General features: G+C 47.7%; 7 protein-coding genes. 3 read left to right on the top strand and 4 right to left on the bottom strand.

Annotation, left to right across the window (positions count from 1 at the left end; genetic code table 11):
* Positions 1 to 40 precede the first annotated feature (40 nt).
* Entirely contained in the window at positions 41 to 367 is a 327-nt protein-coding gene (locus tag AAY47_RS07105; protein ID WP_047768291.1) for a carboxymuconolactone decarboxylase family protein, read from the bottom strand.
* Positions 364 to 1,575 (bottom strand): MFS transporter, encoded by a 1,212-nt coding sequence (locus tag AAY47_RS07100; protein WP_053014220.1) that lies wholly within the window; start codon positions 1,573 to 1,575, stop codon positions 364 to 366. Before AAY47_RS07100 ends, AAY47_RS07105 begins: the two co-directional genes overlap by 4 nt.
* A gap of 145 nt (positions 1,576 to 1,720) precedes the next feature.
* Here AAY47_RS07100 and AAY47_RS07095 point away from each other — a divergent pair, with 145 nt between their 5' ends.
* A complete protein-coding gene (locus AAY47_RS07095; protein WP_235428307.1) occupies positions 1,721 to 2,632 on the top strand; it encodes a LysR family transcriptional regulator in 912 nt (303 codons plus the stop codon).
* Between the two features lie 96 nt (positions 2,633 to 2,728).
* Here the strand turns inward: AAY47_RS07095 and AAY47_RS07090 are convergent, their stop codons facing one another.
* The gene (locus tag AAY47_RS07090; protein WP_047768287.1) at positions 2,729 to 3,616 is read right to left on the bottom strand and encodes a LysR family transcriptional regulator; all 888 of its coding nucleotides are present in this window, start codon (positions 3,614 to 3,616) and stop codon (positions 2,729 to 2,731) included.
* Positions 3,617 to 3,711: 95 nt separating this feature from the next.
* Here AAY47_RS07090 and AAY47_RS07085 point away from each other — a divergent pair, with 95 nt between their 5' ends.
* Positions 3,712 to 5,079 carry an MFS transporter gene (locus AAY47_RS07085; protein ID WP_047768284.1) on the top strand — a complete coding sequence of 456 codons (1,368 nt, stop codon included), beginning with the start codon at positions 3,712 to 3,714 and terminating at the stop codon, positions 5,077 to 5,079.
* The gene (locus AAY47_RS07080; protein ID WP_047768282.1) at positions 5,058 to 5,462 is read left to right on the top strand and encodes a hypothetical protein; all 405 of its coding nucleotides are present in this window, start codon (positions 5,058 to 5,060) and stop codon (positions 5,460 to 5,462) included. Before AAY47_RS07085 ends, AAY47_RS07080 begins: the two co-directional genes overlap by 22 nt.
* A gap of 136 nt (positions 5,463 to 5,598) precedes the next feature.
* On the opposite strand, the gene AAY47_RS07075 is transcribed toward AAY47_RS07080, so the two are convergent.
* Positions 5,599 to 21,051 carry a non-ribosomal peptide synthetase gene (locus tag AAY47_RS07075; RefSeq protein ID WP_268801985.1) on the bottom strand — a complete coding sequence of 5,151 codons (15,453 nt, stop codon included), beginning with the start codon at positions 21,049 to 21,051 and terminating at the stop codon, positions 5,599 to 5,601.
* Positions 21,052 to 22,976: the final 1,925 nt, after the last annotated feature.

The following is a 22,976-nucleotide window of genomic DNA, read 5'->3' as shown; positions in this document are numbered from 1 at the left end:
GGCTAATTAGATCACGTTATTAACCCTTATTCAATAGGTGTTAAAAAGTATGCTCGCGCCCTGTCTGTATGACAACTTCCAGTAATTCCTCAGGTGTTACGCCAACATTAAGCGCCCCTCGCATATGTAACTCCAACTGTTGCGGGGCATTACCAAGACTGACTAAAGAGGCCACTGTGAGCATTTCACGTGTCTTAAGGTCAAGACCTGGGCGACCCACCACTGAACCAAATGCATAATCAGTCACCAGATAAGGTAAGTTTTCATCCAACTCTTTAAGACGATTGATGACTTTATCGGCCAAACCCTTTTCTAGCTGATCCATAATGTCCCGACCATGATTTGTCAGCTCAATACCTTTTTTCATACCGCTTTCTCCGTTAGTTTTTTACTGATGGAATGATGAGTAGGGATTGTAGTGATGATAAATATGGACAGCGCGATTGCAGCACCAGCGGTAACAAAGAGTGCATGAAGTGACAAAACTGAAACCATCCAAGCTCCCACTAAAGCACCAATACCGATTGCTCCGTTAAAAAACGAAACATAAACCGCAGATGCAGGAAACACTTCGTCACCGGCCAGACGGAGCACCCAAGTTTGTAACCCCACAAAAATTCCAGAAATTGCGACGCCCCATAAAACTATGGCTATCAGGATATCTGTGCGGGATAATAATTCTGCTCTGATACCCAAGATCAGAAGAACAATCCCGATAAGCAAAGCAGACAGTGTGACCGTCGTTTTAAGGTGCTTATCAATGATAATACCCGTCAGGAAATTACCGCCTAAACCTGCAATACCATAAATGAATAAGATTGTAGGGATGAAATCCTTCGAAAATATGGGTTGCGCATTGAGCCAGGGTTCGATGAAAGTAAACGCAGCAAAGTGTGCTGTAATGGCAAGTAATGTGGCCACATAAATTTTCCATTGCATGGCTGAACTCAGCACACTTTTTAAGGCGTTAATGCCAATCGTACTTTTAGTTGTCACTTTAGGAACAAGCAGCATGATGCCAAAAAATACAACCACACTCAGCAATGCCATCAACCAAAATGCTTGACGCCAACCAAAATGCAAGCCTATGTAGTTAGACAAAGGGACACCCAATACGCTGGCGGCTGAAACGCCACCAAAGACAATGGATGTTGCGATACCCAGATACTTTATCGGCACCATTGCCACCGTTGTTGCTCCGATCATCGCCCAGAAAGCACCATGAGCCACAGAGCCAATGACACGAGCAACCAGCAGTACTTCAAATGAATCGATGGTTGCAGACAAGGTATTTGATACAGCCAAGATCATTGTCAGCGTTAACAACAGGATCTTTTTGGGGAAATTCCCCAGAAAAACAGAGGCCAAAAGCGCACTTAATGCCCCACCCCATGCGTACAGTGATACCGTCATCCCAATGCTGGATTCTGACGTATTAAGGCCATCTGCTATAGGTGTCAGCAGACCAACAGGAGCCAGTTCAGTCGTCACAATAGTGAACGTTGATATTGCAAGAATAAACAAAGCTAACCATGTCCTAAACGACATCTCAGGACTTTTAATTTCTGAAGTCATAAATTACACCCTTTAAATAAATTCAACCCTTCAATATCAAAATACCACTATGAATTTTCATGAGAATTGTTCATTTTGTAATTCATTTTTGATATCAAAGGCCTTATTATTCAAGATGCCACTCAATGAATGGAATGGAGAATTTGTGGACAGCCTACGTGGTAAGCTACCTAGCATAAAACAGTTACAATGTTTTTTAGCCGTTGCTCAAGAGCTTAATTTCAGAAGAGCAGCCGAAAGATTACATATGACACAACCTCCCCTGACTCGTCATATCAAATGTCTTGAAGAAACTCTTGGTTGTGATCTTTTTACCCGAAATACGCATAAAGTTCATCTGACAGACAATGGGCTGATGCTAGTTAAAAAAGCAACATACCTTATCAATGAACTCACTCTGTTTATGGATAAAATTAAAAATGAGGAAAGTTATTTACGTATTGGGCTTACCAGCACTTTAAATTTTAATAATATCCCTGAGCTAAGTAATAAAATTAAAGCGCTTATGACAGGAGGGGAAATTGGCACATCACATCTGGTTTCTAGCCAACTCTTGCGTTTTCTCTCAAAAGAGAAAATAGATCTTGTTGTTATAGGAGAACAAAGTCTACATAATAAACATGATTTTCAATTTTACTGGCTCTATCGTGAACCTCTTCTGCTTGCATTACCGTCTTCTCATCCTGGCAGTTTGAAAGAAAAAGTGTCGCTTACCGATGTTGCCGATCTGTCTCTTTTTTGGTTTTCAAGAAACGCAAATCCCGCTTTTTACGACAAATGTGAAAGTTATTTTCAACAATTACCTTTCTTATTAAAAAGATGTCAGGAGCCTGATGATTCTCTGGTCATGCTTTCCAGTATTGCAAGAGGGAAAGGAATGGCGATTATGCCCCGTTCTATGTGTATCTCTAATCAAAAAGGGCTTTGTTACAGGGAATTAGATAAAGTTGCTGCTCAATCCTTAAATATTGATATCTATACAGCCATTCGTAAGAATGAATCCAGAGAAGTCGTTATCAATGGCTTAAACCATTTACTCAATGAAAAAGAAGTTTAGGTTATATTTTTAATTGAAGTGATCAATAAAAATTGATCACTTCAAATTGAGCAAGGCACAAGATTGAAAACAGGTACAAACTTTGGTTTCTCTTACTCACATGACCAAATTTTTTAATAGGTAATCTATAAAAAGACGGTTCTTACGTTGAAGTTGTACATTATTTGGAAATACAACTGTTATTTCCTGTTTGGGTAGATGATATTCTGGGAAAAGCGCTACCAGAGTACCAGACGCTATATCTTCATTGACAAGCCATTCGGGTAATACAGATACGCCTAAACCAGATAGAGTCAGTGAACGAATGGCAGAGGAATTATTTGAGGCATATTTAATTTTTCCACGGATGATAAACCTGGGATGAATAGGATGTTTTAATTCCCATTGGGTTGGGTTTTGTAGATTCGTGTTGGCAATCCAGTCCACTTTATTCAGCTCCATCGGTTCACTAATAGGGTTGCGTTCTAACCAATGTGGAGCTGCAACTAATTTAATTTTAAAAGTCGCTAACTGCCTGCTTTTCAATGTTGAATCATCTAATGTCCCCAAACGGATCGCAAGATCAATTCTCTCGGTAATTAAATCATTTAAGGCTGAGTCAGCAAAATAGCCAATTTCCAGTTGAGGATGGATTTCACAAAATTGACTGATTAAAGGAAGCAGAAATTTTTCACCAAATTCCACTGTTGAAGTAATTCGTAATTTTCCGGCTAAGGAGTGATGCCGTTCCGCAACATTATCGAACGCAACCTGAATGTGATGAAATATTTTTTTAAAATCTTCATAAAATTCTCTCCCCGCTTCTGTTAATGCAATACCACGAGTATTACGCACTAACAATGGTACGCTTAACGCTTCTTCCAGTGCTTTCACATGAATGCTGGCGACAGCTTTGCTGATAAATAAAGTTTCAGCCGCGCGGGTAAAAGAGCCGCATTCTACCACCGTAAGGAAAGTTTGTATCCGATTAAGATGAGGTTGCATTTTTATTGTTAAATATAATTAAATTAAGTGTTTAAATTAAATGAATAGACTAACTAAGTCAATGGTCATTAAACTTCCTGAATGGAGGTAAAATAATGAGTTATCGCTATCGTATTGCATTAATATTTTTGCTTGGTTTCTTTATTGATTGCATCAATATTTTTATGTCGGCAATTGCTTTGCCTGATATTGCCGATCAAATGTCTGTTTCTGAATCTCGCGTAGCTTGGGTATCCAATAGTTATATTCTGGGTTTGACACTCATTATACCTATTAGTAGCTGGTTGGCTGAACGTTTTGGCACACGGCAAATTATGGCAGCTTCAATGCTACTTTTCTCTATAGCTGCTCTGTTTTCTGGTCTGGCGGAACATTTCTATGATTTAGTATTGTGGCGCTTTATTCAAGGATTGGGAGGCGGTTTGTTGATTCCGGTCGGGCAAGCGTTAACCTTTGGGTTGTTTAAAAAGCATGAACGGGCAAAAATCTCGACATTGGTTATGGCTGTTGCACTCATTGCACCGGCTATTTCCCCGGGTGTTGGCGGTGCTATTGTTGATCACTATAGCTGGAGTTGGGTGTTTCTTAGCAATATCCCTTTCAGCTTGCTAGCATCCATTCTTTCACTGATTTGGCTGCGTAATGAAACAATTTCGGCTCAAAAACCTGATCTGAAGGGATTGTTATTGGTTAGTTTAGCATTGGTATCTTTACTATCAGGACTTTCTATGTACGCTGATGCAACCCAGAAATGGCTGCCAATTATCTTCCTGACCAGTGGCGCTTTTTTTACTCTGTTTTATATACGACATTACCATCGTGTACAAAATGCTATTCTGGATCTGTCTGTAATAAAAAATACTCGTATGCGTATTTCCGTGTGGATTTATCACTCAATTCCAGGCGTATTTACCGGCGTTAATCTGTTGAATATTTTTTATCTACAACAACAACTGGGATGGTCAGCGGAAAAAACCGGCTCTCTCATGATTTTATATGCGATTGGTGCATTGGGTGCCATATTAATATGTGGACGAATGTATAACCGTTGGGGTGCTCATCGTCTATTTTTATGTGGGATTGTACTTCATGCTATTGGTATTGCTTTCTTAGCTACCATTAATCACGCAAACGATGTACCAGGCTTGATTGGCGCGTATTTGCTGATGGGAATTGGTGGAGGCATTGGGGCTAACACTGCACAGACAACTGCGCTAATGGATTTTGCCAATGAAAAATTATCTCGAGCCAGTGTGATTTGGAATATCAATCGTCAAATGTCATTTAGTATTGGCACGGCGTTATTTACTATGATTTTTAATTTATTACAGCAAGGATCTATTTCTGCTAATGCGTATCACCTGACTTTTATCCTTGCAGCGATAATCGGTTTATTACCTTTAATGAGTCTGCATAATTTAAAAAAACATTCGGAGAACCTATGCGAAAAGAAAAAGAGTTAATTGCCTGCCAAAGTGTTATTGAAATTCATCAATGGATTGAAAATGTTTTCACCAATAAACAGGAAAAAAATTCTGACTCATTGCATAAACTACTCAATAGTTTTACCCCTGATTTTACTATGATCACTTTGGCCGGTCAGCATGTCTTATTAAATCAAGTAAAAGAAATGTTTGTTAATAGCATTGGTTCCAGACCAAATTTAAAAATTGAAGTTGATAACTGCACTGTGATCGCATTCAGTGCAGAATATGTTGCGGTGCGTTATCGTGAAAAACAGACCAAAGATGGAAATACGAATTATCGTTGGTCACTGGCAATTATTTCATTCGATAATTCCCACCCTCAATGGCGTTATTTACATGAAACAATGATTTCAGAATGAAATTCGGCTCAGTCATGGCTGAATATCAAATTATTCAAGTACATTAATATCAAAAAAAAACAGGCGAGACCAACAAAGCTGGTCTCGCCTGTAATAATCAGGTTAATTGATATTTATTCCACAATTAATCGTGAAATTACACCGCCTCCGCTTCACAATTCATTGCTAACGCCTGACTTAAGGTTTTAGCCAAAATGGTTTTATTTTCACTATCCTCCATCAGGCTAAAGTGGTCGCCCGGTACAGATGTTAGCTGGAGCAAAGAATCAGGCATAACCTGCTTCCAGCCTAACGACGGTTCCATACTCAAAGAGGGTAATGCGGATTCTGTAACGAAAGGGATCTGCGGATAAGATTCTGTCGCATAGAACTGGTGGAGCGTTATCGCCAATGCTTGTGGTTCATATTCTTTAACCATTTGCATATAATTTACCATCTGTTCCCAACGTTTTGCGATCAAGTCAGGACGCAGATTTGCCGGATATAGTCCCAGTTCCTGCGCCGCAGCAATAAATTGCACCAAATTCAGTTTATCAATTCTCTGATGCAATACCGCAATCTCCTCTTCATGTTCCCCGCCCGACTGTTTTGCCCGTTCAGCAAGAAAATGAAGCTTTGGTTGAATAACCTGCTGCTTAAAGCAGTGAGGGGCAGGCGTATCAATCAAACCCAGAAAATCGACGGTCTCACCGGCGTTCAAAAGTTGCTGGGCAATGGCATAAGCCAGTACACCACCAGAAGAGTAACCGTAGATCCGGTATCGGCCTTCCGGTTGAACCGCCTTCATAAAGGTGATCATTTTGGCGGCCAATGCCTCAATAGTCGATATCGGCTCTTCATTGATGGATGGCCAGGGCAAGGCATAAACCGGATAGTCTGACTGAATATGTTTAGCCAATCCAAAGACATAGGAGTAATCATCCATGCCGCTGGACACAAAGAATAACGGCGGTTCCATTCCAGATGGCCGCACAGGTATCGCACTGCTTTGCGGCTGGGACAGTGGATCTAATGTGATTTTTGATACCAGTTCAGCCAGCACAGGGAATTGGAACAGGTCATTCAATGTACACATCAAACCACGGCCTACGGCAAGGTTTATCATCCGCACAGCAAGCAGCGAGTGTCCACCCAACGCAAAGAAATTGTCATACCGGCCTATTTGCTCCACTTCCAGCAATTCACGCCAGATAGCCGCTAATGCCATCTCAATCTCCCCCTGCGGCGCTTCATAGACCTGATGAACAAAGGCATTCTGATCTGGTTCCGGCAGCGCCCGACGATCCAGCTTACCGTTAGGGTTCAGCGGAAATGCGTTCAGACGGACAAAAGCCGCCGGCACCATGTAGTCAGGCAACAGTGCTCTCAGATGGCTATACAAGCAGGTAGCCAGTCCAGCTTCCGCTGGTGCCACCACATAAGCCACCAGACGTTTATCCTGCCCATCACCCAGAGCCAGTACGATAGCTTCACGCACCGTCGGGTACTCCGTCAGCCGGGCTTCGATCTCTCCCGGTTCAATCCGGAATCCCCGGATTTTCACTTGCTGGTCGTTACGGCCAATAAATATCAGGTTGCCATCCGGCAAGTAGCGGGCCAAATCTCCGGTGCGGTACATCCGTGCATCCGGTGTCTGACTAAACGGGTCAGGCAGGAAACGTTCAGCCGTCAGATCAGGGCGATTGAGATAGCCACGGGCTACACCGTCACCACCAATATACAACTCCCCGACCGCTCCCAGTGGAACCGGCTGGCCGCAGGCATCCAGCAGATAAATACAAGTGTTGGCTGTCGGTAGTCCGATAGGAATTAACGTATCGGTATAATCTGCCGGACAACGCCAGGTGGTGGCACATACCGTGATTTCTGTCGGGCCGTACGCATTGAACAGCGTGGCCCGTCCATGCAATGCCTGGAGCAGCGCCGCACTGGGCGCTTCTCCGCCCAGTATCAATGTTGGTCTTATGTTTATCTCCGGTAAATCTGCGCCATCCCCCAGCAGAGCGGGTGTCAGGCAGGCATGAGTCACCGCCTGTTCTTCCAGATAATGCCAAAGGCGGCGCGGATCCTGACGAATCGCATCGGCAGGAATGTCCAGAGTGGCACCACCACACAATGCCATCATGATTTCCCAGACACTGGCATCGAAACCAAATGAGGAGAATTGCAGCATCCGGCTGTGGGCATGAATGTCAAACTGGCTGATTTTACCCCGGATAAGGTTGACTAACCCACGATGTTCAACCATCACCCCTTTCGGTGTACCGGTCGAGCCGGAAGTATAAATCACATAGGCCAGATGCCGTGACGTTAACGCAGGAATCTGCGGATTGTTGTCCGGTTGATTGTTGTCCGGCTGGTCAGGCAGAGTATTCGGGTCAAGTACGGTGAATTTCGCCAGTGCTTCTTCGCCCAGAGCGGCACGTCCGGTATTATCCGCCAGTACGATTAACGGGACAGGATCTAACGCAGCGGCATCATTCAGCATATAAGCCAGACGATCACCCGGATAGGCGGGATCCAGTGGTACGTAGGCACCACCCGCTTTCAGTACTGCCAATAACGCCACCACCATCGCTGGCGAACGTGTCACACAAATCGCCACCCGCTGATCCGGTACTACCCCCAGAGAGATAAGCTGGTGAGCGAGTCGATTGGCCTGAACATTCAGTTCCGCATAGCTTAAGATCTGCGCCTGATGTATCACCGCTGTAGCATCAGGGGTTTTCTCCACCTGTTGTTCAACCCACTGATGGATACACAGTTGTTCGGAATAGGCTATTTCAGTCGCATTCCGCGTTTCCAGCAACAGCCGACGTTCCGCCGATGACAAAATATCAATTTCCCTGACCGGTCGTTGTGGGTCAGCCACCATCACTTGCAATACGGTGTGCAGATAACCCGCATACCGCTCGATTGTCTGGTGATCAAACAAGGCCGTTGCATAATTCAGACTACCTGCAATTCTGCCTTCTTCCTCAAACAGGCTAAGTTCAAGATCAAACTTGACCACATCAAAACCCTGATCAACCGGTAAGGTTTCCAGCGCTGGCAATTTCCACTCTATTTTCTCATTGTTCTGCCAGGCAAACATCACCTGAAACAGCGGCGTATGCGCCAGTCTGCGCGGCGGTTTCACAATTTCCAGCACCTGTTCAAACGGCAGATCCTGGTTATCTTGTGCCGCCAATGTCGTTTGCCGCACACGCGCAAGTAATTCCGTCACATCCGGGGTGCCCGATAAGTCGATACGTAAGGCCAATACATTGACAAAGAAACCCACCAGGGATTCAATTTCCTGACGCCCACGGCCGGCACAAGGTGTGCCGATAACCAGATCACTCTGACCTGACAGGCGCGACAGAACCATCGCCCAGGCTGACAGAATGGTGATGAATAACGTTGTTCCCTGCTGCTCACTCAGGCGCTTGAGGGAGTTCGTTAACGCCTCATCCAGATTGATGGGCAATGAACTCCCGATAAACGACTGCTGAGGAGGACGTGGCCGATCGGTGGGTAAATCAAGCAGTACCGGTGTACCAGCCAACAAGGTACGCCAATAGTCAGACTGGGACTGTAAGCGTTCAACCGAAAGCCACTGACGCTGCCATGCCGCATAATCAGGATACTGAATCAACAGCGGTGGTAGTGGATCAGGTTGGCCTGTCACCAAAGCCGTATAGAGGGCACTTAGCTCTGATTTCAGTATTCCTAAAGACCAGCCATCAAAAATAATATGATGCAAGATCAGCAGAAATACAGACTCATCGTCTGCCAGTTGTATCAAACTGGAGCGGATTAATGGTCCCTGTGCAAGATCAAACGATTGCCCAAACTCCTCCATACACAAACGCTTAAGTTCTCCGTCCACGTCAGGTGCGCCTCGCAGATCATATTTCTTCATGGTCAAACCGGATTCCGTCGGCAATAGCCCAACCTGGGGCTGACCATCAACCGTCACAAAGACAGAACGCAAGGCTTCGTGGCGGGCAAACAGAGCATTCAGCGCCCGCTGCCAGGCACCGATGTCAAACTGACCACGCACACGCTGTATTACAGGAATATGGTAGGTATCACTCACCCTTTCAAACTGCGAGAGGAACCACAGATGATGCTGGCTAAACGACAATGGCAGAGCACTCTCGCGGGATACCGGAGTAATCTCAGGCAACCTGTCACTATCCTCATGACATTGTGCGTAGATCCTCTCCGCAAACGCAGCCAGAGTGGGTGCCATAAACAAAGTAACAAGCGGTAGTTCAGCACCGAAAGTGGCTACCCGGTTCATCACCCGCGCAGCCAATAACGAATGGCCTCCCAACGCGAAGAAATTATCATGTCGACTAATCTGTTCAACCCCTAACACCTCACGCCAGATAGCCGCTAACGCCGTTTCTATTTCCCCTTGTGGAGCTTCATAAACCTGACGGGCAACGTCTTCTTCTCCCGGAGCTGGCAATGCCCGACGATCCAACTTGCCGTTAGCGGTTAGCGGGAAGGCGGTCAAACAGACAAAAGCCGCCGGCACCATATAATCCGGTAACAGAGCACTCAAATGCTCACGCAGGCTCGCTGCCAATCCGTCATGCGATTCTGCTACCACATAAGCGACCAAACGTTTATCCTGCCCATCACCCAGCGCTAATACCTGCGCTTCACGTACCGCGAAATGTTCTGTCAGCCGAACTTCAACTTCCCCCGGTTCAATTCGAAAACCACGGATTTTAATTTGCTGGTCATTACGCCCCACAAATACCAGATTGCCGTCCGGCAGATAGCGAACCAAATCGCCGGTGCGATACATGCGGGCATCAGTGTCATCACTAAACGGATCAGCCAGGAAACGTTCGCTAGTTAGCTCAGGACGATTGAGATAACCACGGGCAACACCGGCTCCTCCAATATACAGCTCCCCCACCGCCCCTAAAGGCACCGGCTGACTGAGGGCATCCAGCAGATAAATTCGGGTGTTAGCCGTCGGGCGTCCAATCGGAATGAATCCTCCCTGATAATCTGATGGACAACGCCAGACGCTGGCGCAAACGGTGATTTCTGTCGGGCCATAAGCATTGAATACCGTTGCCCGACCATTCAGTGCCTGAAGCAAGGCTACACCGGGCGCCTCACCGCCCAGTATTAATGTTGGTTTGATGGTTATCGCCGGTAAATCCGCACCATCCCGCAGTAGCGCAGGTGTCAGACAAGCGTGCGTTACCGATTGTTCTTCCAGATAATGCCAAAGATATCCTGACTCCTGACGAATGGCATTGTCAGGAATAACCAGACTGGCGCCACTGCCTAATGCCATCATGATTTCCCAGACACTGGCATCAAAACCAAATGAAGCGAATTGCAACATCCGGCTATGGGCATGAACAGCGAACTGGGCGATTTTATCCTGGATAAGGTTGACCAGCCCGCCATGTTCAACCATCACGCCTTTCGGCGTACCCGTCGAACCGGAGGTGTAAATCACATAAGCCAGATGACGGGAGGTCAACGCCGCGACGTGTGGGTTATTATCTGGTTGATCAGGCAATGAATTCGGATCAAGAACAACATGCTGCGAAAGCATTTGCTCATTGAATGCGGAACGTCCGGTATTATCCGCCAATAAAATAGTCGGTGCAGCATCGGTCAAAATATGGATCAGACGTTCACCCGGATAAGCAGGATCCAGCGGCACGTAGGCACCACCCGCTTTCAATATTGCCAGCAGTCCCACTATCCGCGCCGGTGAACTGGCCACGCAAATCGCTACCCGCTGCTCCGGCTCAACACCCAGCGCGATAAGCTGATGCGCCAGCCGGTTAGCACGAATATTTAATTCCGCATAGCTAATAGATTGGTTTTCATAGACCAACGCCGTGGCGTCCGGGGCATTCTCCACCTGTTGTTCAAACAGTTGATGAATGCACAGTTGGTCAGGATAGGCTGTTTCGGTCGCATTCCAGGTTTTCAGCAACAATGTGCGCTCAGTTTCCGGCAGGATTTCCAACACCTGTACCGGCGTTTCCGGTGCCTGTTCAAGTGCCTCTGCCAGGCTCTCCAGCGCCTGCTGCATGTAACCGCATATCCTTTCCGGATCAAAGGGTTGTACAACCTGAGCCGTCAATCCCAAATCGGAACCCCCATCCTCTACCGACAACACAAACGGGTAGTTAGTCCGTTCCTGTGCCCCAAGGAATTCAATTCCACTGATGAGGTCATCCGACGTGACCGGCTGGGTATTATGTCGGTAATTCAACAGTGCATTGAACAGCGGTGTCCCGCGGGCTACCCCACTGCAACGTTGAGCCAGCGCCAGTGATGCATGTTCATGCGCTAATAATCCTGCCAATCGGCTATGGGCAGCCTGTACGCTCTCTCGCACCGGCGTTTCATCGATATCCAACCGTAACGGCAGGGTATTAATAAACAGCCCCATGCCATTGTCGGCGCCTTCGCCAGCCTGCATACGCCCAAACAGCACTGTGCCAAATACCACTTGCTTCTGATCACTGGTACGTGACAACACCTGTGCCCAGGCCAAATGGCACAGCGCCGCCACACTGACGCCCAAACGCCGGGCCTGATTACGCAGGCGGTTATTCAGTGCAGGCGTCAGCATTCTGTGCGATTCCGCCACCTGCGAGCCGTCATGGTGTACTTCTGTTAATCCGAATGGCAGCGTCGGTTCCTCCACTGCCGCCAGCATATCAGTAAAGAAACGGGTATGTTCTTCCTGACTGATCCCCAATTGAGCCTGAGCGACCAAAGTACGAAAAGGTACTGGCGCAGGCAAGCTGCCTCCCCGCCCGGTCAGATACGCCTGCACTTCGCCGTTCATCACTTCCAGCGTGGTATGGTCACCAATCAGGTGATGTAACAGTTGCAGCAGGATCCAGCGGCCATCAATATCCTGAGCAATCACAAAGCGCAGCAACGGTGCCTGACTCAGGTCAATACGATGCTGGCACGGATCAAAGCGTTGGGCCAGTTGGTCACTGATCGAACCGTCAGCCGGATTGAGTGTCAGTTCTGTGATGAATAAGGAAACCTGACGACAAACCACCTGAGCCGGAGCGGATAATCCCTCCCAGATAAAAGCGGTTCGCAGGATATCATGGCGATCAACCACCTGTTGAACGGCGCTCAGATAACGATCCAGCAAAGACCGATCGGCAAAAGCCTGTTGGGTTAACAGAAGATAAGGATCGCCTTCATTTGCCAGCAGATGGTGGAATAAAATGCCATCCTGTAGCGGTGACAGAGCATAGATATCCTGAATGTTAGCCAGCCCACCCGGTATTTGATCAACAATACAGTCAATTTCACCCTGAGTGAGGTCAATCAGCGGCAACATCTCCGGTGTTAACACGGACGTATCCGGTGTAATACGGTTCTCAGGCACCTTGATCTCACAATGCTGAGACAAAGACTGAGCCAGCACGTTCAATGTCGGGTGCTGGAATAGCGCTTGTACCGAGATGCCCAACCCCATACACCGCAAACGCTCAATCATCCGCACCGCCAACAGCGAGTGGCCTCCGAGGGCAAAGAAGCTGTCGTGCCGACTGATCTTCTCAATGTTCAGCAATTCACGCCAAATGGTCGCTAACGCCACTTCTATCTCCCCTTGCGGGGCTTCATAGACCTGACGGGCAAAGGCGTTTTCTCCCGGTGCCGGCAGCGCCTGACGATCCAGCTTGCCGTTTGGCGTCAGCGGAAACGCCTCCAGACGTACAAAAGCCGTCGGCACCATATAATCCGGCAACTGCGCACTCAGGTGTTCACGCAGACGGGCGGCCAATCCATCATCCTCTTGCGCCACCACATAAGCCACCAGGCGTTTATTCTGTCCATCACCCAACGCCACGACCAATGCCTCACTCACCGCCGGATGTTCAATCAACCGCGTTTCAATCTCTCCCGGTTCAATTCGGAAGCCACGGATTTTAACCTGTTGGTCATTACGGCCAACAAAGACCAAATTGCCATCCGACAGGTAACGGGCCAAATCTCCGGTGCGATACATCCGCGCATCCGGCTGATGACTAAACGGATCCGTCAGGAAACGTTCAGCGGTGAGTTCAGGGCGATTGAGATAGCCACGGGCCATACCCACACCGCCAATATATAACTCACCGACTGCGCCCTGCGGCACCGGCTGACCGTGTTTGTCCAACAGATAGATTCGTTTGTTAACTGCCGGTCTGCCGATGGGAATTGATCCCCCTGTGTAGTCTGGCGGGCAATGCCAGGTGGTGGCGCAAACGGTGATTTCCGTCGGGCCATAGGCATTGAACAGCGTGGCCTGACGGTTTAATGTCTGGATTAGCGCCGGACTGGGTGCTTCACCGCCCAATATCACGGTCGGTTTTATCGTCAGCGCCGGTAAATCAGCACCATCCCGTAGCAGGGCGGGTGTCAGACACGCGTGCGTCACCGATTGCTCTTCCAGATAATGCCAGAGACGGTGCGGGTCTTGCCGGATTGTTTCCGTCGGAATAACCAGCATAGCCCCACTGCTCAATGCCATCATGATTTCCCAGACGCTGGCATCGAAGCCAAATGAGGCAAACTGCAACATCCGGCTGGTGACACCAATATCAAACTGAGCAATGTGTTCCAGCGTCAGGTTAACCAGACTCTGATGTTCAATCATCACCCCTTTCGGTCTGCCCGTAGAACCGGATGTGTAGATCACATACGCCAGATGCCGTGAGGTGAGATTAGGGATCTGTGGATTATTGTCTGGCTGATCCGGCTGAGTATTTGGATCGAGTACAGTTAACGTCTTCAGTGCTGCTTCACCCAGTGCTGCCCGCCCAACATGATCTGCCAGCAAAACAGTTGGCGCAGCATCCGTCAGCAGATAAGCCAGACGTTCACCCGGATAAGCCGGATCTAGTGGCACATATGCCCCGCCTGCTTTCAACACCGCCAGTAATCCCACGATCCTTTCCAGTGATCGTGTCACACAAATGGCAACGGGTTGATCGGGGATGACACCGAATGCCATCAGTTGATGTGCTAATCGGTTGGCGCGGGTATTCAATTCAGCATAACTGAGCGTCTGGTTTTCATACCGTACCGCTATCGCATCTGGGGTTCTTTCTACCTGTTGTTCAATCAACTGATGAATACACAGCTGTTCAGGATAGGGGGCTACGGTTGCATTCCAGGTTTCCAGCAACAACTGGCGCTCTACTGGTGCCAGAATATTCATTTCTCCAACTGGCTGCTGAATATCCGCGACCATCGCTTGCAGTATTGTGTGCAAATATTCAACGTGTCGTTCGATAGTTGCTTGATCAAACAAAGCAGTTGAATAACCGAGATAACCGACAATCCGGTCTTCCTCTTCAAACAAATTAAGTTCCAGATCAAACTTAACGACATCAAAGGCTTGATCGATCGGTGAAATTGTCAGTTCCGGCAATCTCCACGCCACAATCTCATTGCTCTGCCAGGCAAACATCACCTGAAACAACGGGGTATGTGCCAGCCTGCGCGGGGGTTGTACAATTTCCACCACTTGTTCGAACGGTAAATCTTGATGCTCCTGTGCCGCCAGCGCGGTTTGCCGCACACGCGCCAGCAACTCCGTCACATCAGGCTCACCCGATAAGTCGATACGCAAAGCCAACGTATTAACAAAGAAACCAATTAAGGATTCCACTTCCTGACGACTGCGACCGGCACTTGGTGTACCGATAACCACATCATCCTGACCTGACAGACGGGACAGCACTATTGACCAGGCTGATAGCAAGGTCATAAATAACGTGACCCCCTGTTGTTCACTCAGACGCTTAAGGGATGCCGTTAACTCAGCGTCCAGATTGACAGGCCACAGGTTTCCGGCAAACACCTGTTCCGGTGGGCGTGGTCGATCAGTTGGCAAATCCAGCAAGACTGGCGCGTCAGCCAATACTCTTCGCCAATAATCGGATTGAACCTGAATCCTCTGCGCAGAAAGCCACTGACGCTGCCATGCAGCATAATCAGGGTATTGGATCACTAACGGCGGCAACGGATCAGGCTGTTGGTTTAAACAGGCTGAATAAAGTGCACTCAGTTCTGATTTCAATATCCCTAAAGACCAGCCATCGGACACAATATGGTGCTGGGTCAACAGGAAGACATACTCATCGTCAGCCAGTTGGATCAGAACAGAACGAATTAAGGGATCACAGGCAAGATCAAACGGTATTTTCGCTTCCTGCTCACACAAACGCTTAAGCTGTTCATCCATCTCAGGAGCTTTACGTAAATCGTGTTTTTTCATCGGCAAACCCAAGTCCGCCGGCAGGAGTTCAACCTGTGGCTGCTCATTGACTGTGATAAAAACAGAACGTAATGCTTCATGGCGGGCAAACAGGTGATTCAGCGCCTGCTGCCAGGCATGAATATCAAGCTGGCCCCGTAAACGCAGTGCTAACGGAATATGGTAGGTATCACTTATCCCCTCAAACTGCGCCAGAAACCACAAACGCTGTTGCGCGAATGACAGGGGCAGCGCTTCATCACGGGGTGTCGGTGTGATGGCTGGCAATGCCCCACGCTGTTCATTAAGATGCTCATCAACCACCTTAGCAAAGGCCAGCAAAGCAGGTGCTTTAAACAATGCAGTCAGCGGCAGTTCGGCACCGAAAGCCGCAACACGGTTCATCACCCGCATCGCCAACAACGAATGGCCACCCAGAGCAAAGAAATTGTCATGCCGACTGATTTGCTCAACATCCAACAACTCGCGCCAGATAGCCGCCAAGGCTATTTCAGTTTCCCCTTGCGGCACTTCATAGATCTGACGGGCAAAGTTTTCCTCGCCCGGCACCGGCAATGTCCGACGATCCAGTTTACCGTTCGGCGTCAGCGGGAATTCATCCAGACGGACAAAAGCCGCCGGCACCATATAATCAGGTAAGATTGCGCTTAAGTGGGCACGCAGGTTGTTGATTAATCCGTCATCTGCCTGCGCTACTATATAGGCGGCCAGCCGTTTGTCCTGCCCGTCACCTAACACCAGCACCGCCGCCTCACGCACCGCAGGGTACTCCTTCAACCGCGCTTCAATTTCCCCCGGTTCAATCCGAAAACCACGGATTTTAACCTGCTGATCATTACGGCCAAAAAATTCCAGATTGCCATCCGGCAGATAGCGGGCCAAATCTCCGGTTCGGTACATGCGCGCAGCCGGTTGATCACTAAAAGGATCAACCAGGAAGCGTTCAGCAGTGAGTTCAGGGCGATTAAGATAACCACAGGCAACGCCGTCCCCACCAATATAAATCTCACCGATCGCCCCCAGTGGCACGGGTTGACCATAAGCGTTCAATAAATAGAGGCGTGTGTTAGCGATTGGCCGACCAATGGGAAGTTTTGTCGTCCCTACCGGCAGTTCAGTGATACGGTATGTCGTGGTAAACGTCGTTCCCTCGCTCGGGCCATAGCCGTTCAATAACTGCTGAGGCGGGCGATTACGCAGAACCTGAGCGATCACATGCGGATTAAGCACATCCCCTCCGACAATCAAGATATTGATCTGTGGGAGAACCGGAGACAACGCCGCTGCCAGTCGGTTAAACAATCCAACCGTCAGCCACAAAACCGTAATCCGATGAACCTGTAAAGCCTGTACAAATGCCTGTGGTGTCAGCAAGGTAGCGTGGTCGATGACCACCAGTGCGCCGCCGTTAAGCAAAGGCGTCCAGACTTCAAAGGTACTCGCGTCGAAAGCCGGGTTAGCGGTAAAGGCAACGCGGTCATCCTGTCCGGTTTCAGCATAACCATTATTAATAACCAACCGAACTACCGCGCGATGAGGCACTACCACGCCTTTTGGTGTACCGGTAGAACCAGAGGTATACATGATATACGCGGCTCCGGTACGGGAAGCGGGTAAGTCAGGATTGAGGCGATCTTCGTCCCTGATGGTGCCCATCTCACCAGAGAGACGAAATAATGGAATAGCCAGAAGATCAGCCGGAATATCAGCCCGCATATCGGTGAGCAGCAATTTGGCTGAACAATCTTTTATTAACCAGTTCTTCCGCTCGTCCGGTACGCCAGGATCAATCGGAACATAAACAGCTCCCGCCTTGAGAATAGCTAACTGAGCTACGACCAGCTCAATAGATCGCTCTAATAAGAGCGCAACATGTTCCCCCGGATAAACTCCTTGCTCAATTAACTGACGCGCCAGTCGGTTAGCACGGATATTCAGTTCCATATAACTGAGGGTTTGATCTCCCGCTATCAGCGCGGTAGCAACCGGCGTTTTCTCTGCCTGTTGTTCAAACAACTGATGAATGCATAACTGCTCAGGATACGGTGTTTCCGTTGCGTTCCAGGTTTCCAGCAATAACGCACGCTCCGTTTCAGGCAAAATGTTCAGTGCCCGTACCGGCGTTTCCGGTGCCCGCTCCAGCGCGTCTGCCAGACTGGTCAGCGCCTGTTGCATATAACCACAGACCCGATCCGGCTCAAACGGCTGTACTACCTGCGCAGTCAGCCCCAGAGTAGACCCTCCGTCCTCTACCGACAGCACCAACGGATAGTTGGTCCGCTCCTGTTCACCCAGGAATTCGATACCCGGTACAACCTGATGTGGGATCAGCGGCGGCTCATTATGCCGGTAGTTCAACAAGGCACTAAATAGTGGCGTGCCGCCCGCTACGCTACTGCAACGTTGGGCCTGCGCCAGTGAAGTATGCTCATAATCCAGCAAGCCAGCCAACCGGGACTGTGCCAGCCGTACACTGTCGTGCACCGGTGTCTCATCCATATCCAGTCGCAACGGCAAGGTATTGATAAACAGTCCCATGCCGCTGTCAGCGCCTTCTCCCGCCGCCATGCGCCCGAACAGCACCGTGCCGAACACCACTTTTTCCTGCCCGCTGGTCTGCGACAGCACCTGCGCCCAGGCCAGATGACACAATGTGGCCACACTGACGCCCAGACGTTTTGCCTGTTGACGAAGGCGGTCGTTGAGTTCCGGCGATAACATCCGGTGCGCTTGTGTGACTTGCGAACCATCACGATGCACTTCGGTGAGACCAAACGGCAGCGTCGGCTCATCCACGTCAGCCAACATGTCAGTAAAGAAGCGGGTATGCTCTGCCTGATTGGCATTCAATCGAGCCTGCGCCACCAGATTGCGGAAAGGCACCGGTACAGGCAGGTTGTCATTTTGTCCGGCAAGGAAGGCCTGCACTTCGCGGTGCATCACTTCCATTGTCGTATGGTCGCCAATCAGGTGATGCTGCAATTGCAGCACATGCCAGCGGCCATCCATTTCTTGTGCGACTGTTTCTTGTGCGACTACAAAACGCAACAATGGAGCCTGACTCAGATCAAAACGAGCCTGACGTGGGTCAAAACGGTGAGCCAATTGCTCACCCACTGGCCCATCAGCCGGGTCCAGAGTCAGTTCAGTGACCGATAAAGGTGCCTGACGACAAACCACCTGCGCCGGTGCGGATAATCCCTGCCAGATAAATGCGGTTCGCAGGATATCATGACGATCAACCACCCGTTGCACTGCCGCCAGATAGCGATCCAGCAGCGCCCGGTCAGCAAAAATCATCGGATAGGCCAGCAGATAGGGGTCACTTTCCTTCGCCAGCAGATGATGGAACAAGATACCGTCCTGCAACGGCGACAGCGCATAGATATCCTGAATATTAGCGATCCCGCCCGGCACCTGTTCAACAAGGTGATCAATCTCAGACTGGGTCAGATCAATCAGCGGCAGCATTGCCGGTGTCAGCGCGGTAGTTGCTGGGGTAATGACATTCGGCGGCACCACGACGGCCTGATGTTGTTCCAGTGTCCGGGCCAGTTCTGACAGCACCGGGTACTGGAACAGGTTACGGGCAGCCAGTGTCAATCCCAGACTGTGCAGGCGCTCAATCATCCGTACGCCAAGCAAAGAGTGACCGCCCAGCGCAAAGAAACTGTCATGTCGGCTAATTCGCTCAATACCCAGTAATTCGCGCCAAAGGGTCGCCAGAACAATCTCCATCTCCCCTAGTGGTGCTTCATAAACCTGACGGGCGAAGGCGTCCTCCTCCGGTGCCGGCAACGCCCGGCGATCCAATTTACCATTCGGCGTCAATGGGAATTCGTCCAGACGCACAAAAGCCACCGGTATCATATAATCCGGCAACCGCACACTCAGGTGTTCACGCAGGCGAGCGGCCAAACCGTCATTCTCTTGGGTCAGCACATAGGCAACCAGTTGTTTGTCCTGTCCCTCTCCTGACGCCAGCACCACCGCTTCACGTATTGCCGGATATTCCACCAGTCGAGCTTCAATTTCCCCCGGTTCAATCCGAAAACCACGGATTTTCACCTGCTGGTCGTTACGACCCAGAAATTCCAGATTGCCGTCCGGCAGGTAGCGGGCTAAATCTCCAGTGCGGTACATACGCGCATGCGGTTTATCGCTAAATGGATCGGTGAGAAAGCGTTCAGCGGTCAGTTCAGGGCGATTGAGATAACCGCAGGCCACGCCATCACCCCCGATATAAATCTCACCGGTCATCCCCAATGGCACCGGCTGACCGTCAGTATCCAGCAAATAAACCCGGGTGTTGGCAATAGGCCGACCAATAGGAATAGAAGTCGTACCCGATGTTAATCCGTGAATGTGGTAAGTCGTGGTAAACGTGGTTCCTTCACTCGGACCGTAGGCGTTCAATAACTTTTTGGGTGGGCTTTTACGCAGCACTTGAGCAATGACATGCGGATCGAGGACATCTCCCCCAACCAGCAGCATGTTAAGTTGAGACCACACCGAGGATAGCTCCTCCGCCAGCCGGTTAAACAGCCCGACACTCATCCACAGCACCGTAATGCGATGCGCCTGTAACGTCTGGATAAAATCCGGCGGTGTCAGCAATGTGGTATGATCAATAACCACCAGCGCAGCACCATTGAGCAACGGTGCCCAGACTTCAAAGGTGCTGGCATCGAAAGCCGGATTCGCGGCGAAGGCAATCCGGTCATTGGGTTCGATGTCAGCATAACCATTATTGATAACCAACCGGACGACAGCCCGATGAGGCACGATGACGCCTTTGGGTATCCCCGTCGAACCGGAGGTGTACATGATATACGCCGGCTCTGTACTCGCACCCAATAAATCAGGATTGCGATGGTCTTCTGCCCGGAACGGTTCTGTCTCGCCGGAAAAACGGAACGGCGGAACAACCAGTTCAACCGGGATCTCCGTTTGCATATCCGTCAGCAGTAATTTGGCAGCACAATCGTTTATCAGCCAGTTTTTCCGTTCATCCGGTACGTTGGGATCAACCGGGACATAAACTGCACCGGCCTTAAGGATCGCTAACTGAGCCACCACCAGTTCAATTGAGCGTTCTAACAGGATCGCAACATGGTCACCCAGCCCAATTCCCTGTTCAATCAGTTGACAAGACAACCCGTTGGCCCGTGCGTTCAGTTCCGCATAACTCAGAGTCTGATCCCCAGCGATTAACGCGGCGGCAGCCGGGGTTTTCTCTGCCTGTTTTTCAAACAACTGATGAATACATACATGGTCAGGATAGGGGGTTTCCGTGGCGTTCCAAGTTTCCAGCAATCCCGCTTTAAGGGTATTTTTCCTGCTGGTAATACTGTCTTTCATTTGCTTACTACCTCAACGAATCTATCGGATATTTGAAAACTGTTATTTCCAGCAACCGTTACAAATGTTTTTCTTTTACTTTTAGGAGAAATAACAACGGGCACGCCAAGCATCGGAAGATACTTAGACACTATTTTTCTCAGGCGCTGGATGTCATGGCCCGGTTAATAACTGCACAGCTAAAAATGATGTGGCAATAATTTCCCAGACAACGGAATAAATGGTTTATTTGATGAACCCTAATAAGGCATTCCATTTTTTCCTTGTTTTTTAGATAAGCGTTTTTGATCTACATCAATTTTTTATTACGCTGAATTCCACAACTCAATAAAAATGGATCTGTTGAATATATCTACTGGCATGAGCGCTAAGTCCTTGCTGTATTTTTTCCATTTAGTATTTATCTGAAATTATTTCAGATAAAAGGAAGTGTTTATGTTTATAAATAGCCACTAACAATCAAGGAACAAGGTATACAAAACAAACCATTATTTATCATTACGTTATAATAAGCACATGTATATTCCTCATGTAAAAAATAAACTAAATTAACTACCTATTATTTTATAATAATAAAATTACACAACTGATGTAAATGTAAAGGACAATTATATTTAATACCAAAATAAAATAATTTCAAATAAATACTATTTTAATATAATTGCTTAGTGGAATAATCGCTAAATTTGCAGTTATTGAGTGTAAACGCGATATTTTTAATGAAAGACAAAAAGTTCAGGGGAATTTTCAGCAGGATAAATTGCAATCAGAGTAGTGACGGTGGGAAGAGTGGGCGAGGTTGTTGAAAAAGTAATTTCCTTCCTTATTAAAATACTTTACCTTTTGTTAAATCCAACGTATACCAATCCAACTTCAAGGTGCGTGTTATATTTTCCCGCGCAGCAGGGAAATATAAGGCCTCGCGTCGTCTGGCGGATTGCAGCTTGAAGTTTATCGAGTATATTTCTTCTTTTTTTATTTTGCCGATTGATCTGTATCCACATTTCCCCAGGGTGAGGGCGCGAACATTATTTAACCGAATAAAGTCACTTTGAGCTGTGGCTGTCGTGGTGATCTCATCCTTCCTTTTTCGGGTGTGCTGCCATAGATATCGGCTGCGATGTTTTCAACCACAATGGTATTTCTGGGAACCTTGTACAACAGCCGTTTTTTTTAATTTTAATGCGATATCCCGAAAAAATACTTCAATACGGTTATTTTCCATAGATAAACCATCAAAGAAAAACAGAATACAACTTGATAGAACGACCATCTACCAATAAATATATTTATATAATTGTTTTTATTGAAAAAATAAAAATATCGCTCAATAATCCGTAAGGAATACTCTTGCCGTTTTCAAAAAAATCAAAAGTGCGAGTAAACCTCGTTTTTAGGCGAATTAAAAGTCTATTTAGTGGAAAAGGTAATGGTAAATAATATTTTTAATGGTAATAGGATAAATCAGACGAAATAATCTACCAAAACATAAAAATACCTTTACATAAGTAAAATAAATAAAATTATATTAAAAAACAAAACAATTTATATCAAACTGTAAACATAATCCTACATAATTTAACCTAAGTCAAATTTCATTACATACTACAAATCATTCCATTTAACCAATTATAATATATGATTTTTTTTGTTATTCACATATTTTGTTGCGTCATCATAATATTAATGGTGAAAAAATATTACTTGATGCCAGTCAAGTATTGCCAGAAAATCCAGAATTAATGCTTTAAAAGCATGACATATCCGAAATTTAATTCTATTTAATAACACCATTATAGATTATAAATCTAAATCAGACAGTTTGATATATTTTGTCCAGTTTATAACCTAAGGAAAATCATCAACAAGAATGATATATG

The organism is Xenorhabdus griffiniae (assembly GCF_001028135.1).
GTDB classification, from domain to species: Bacteria; Pseudomonadota; Gammaproteobacteria; order Enterobacterales; family Enterobacteriaceae; genus Xenorhabdus; species Xenorhabdus bakwenae.
Note: the sequence above shows the minus strand (reverse complement) of the source record. Positions and strands in the feature narration are given on the sequence as shown.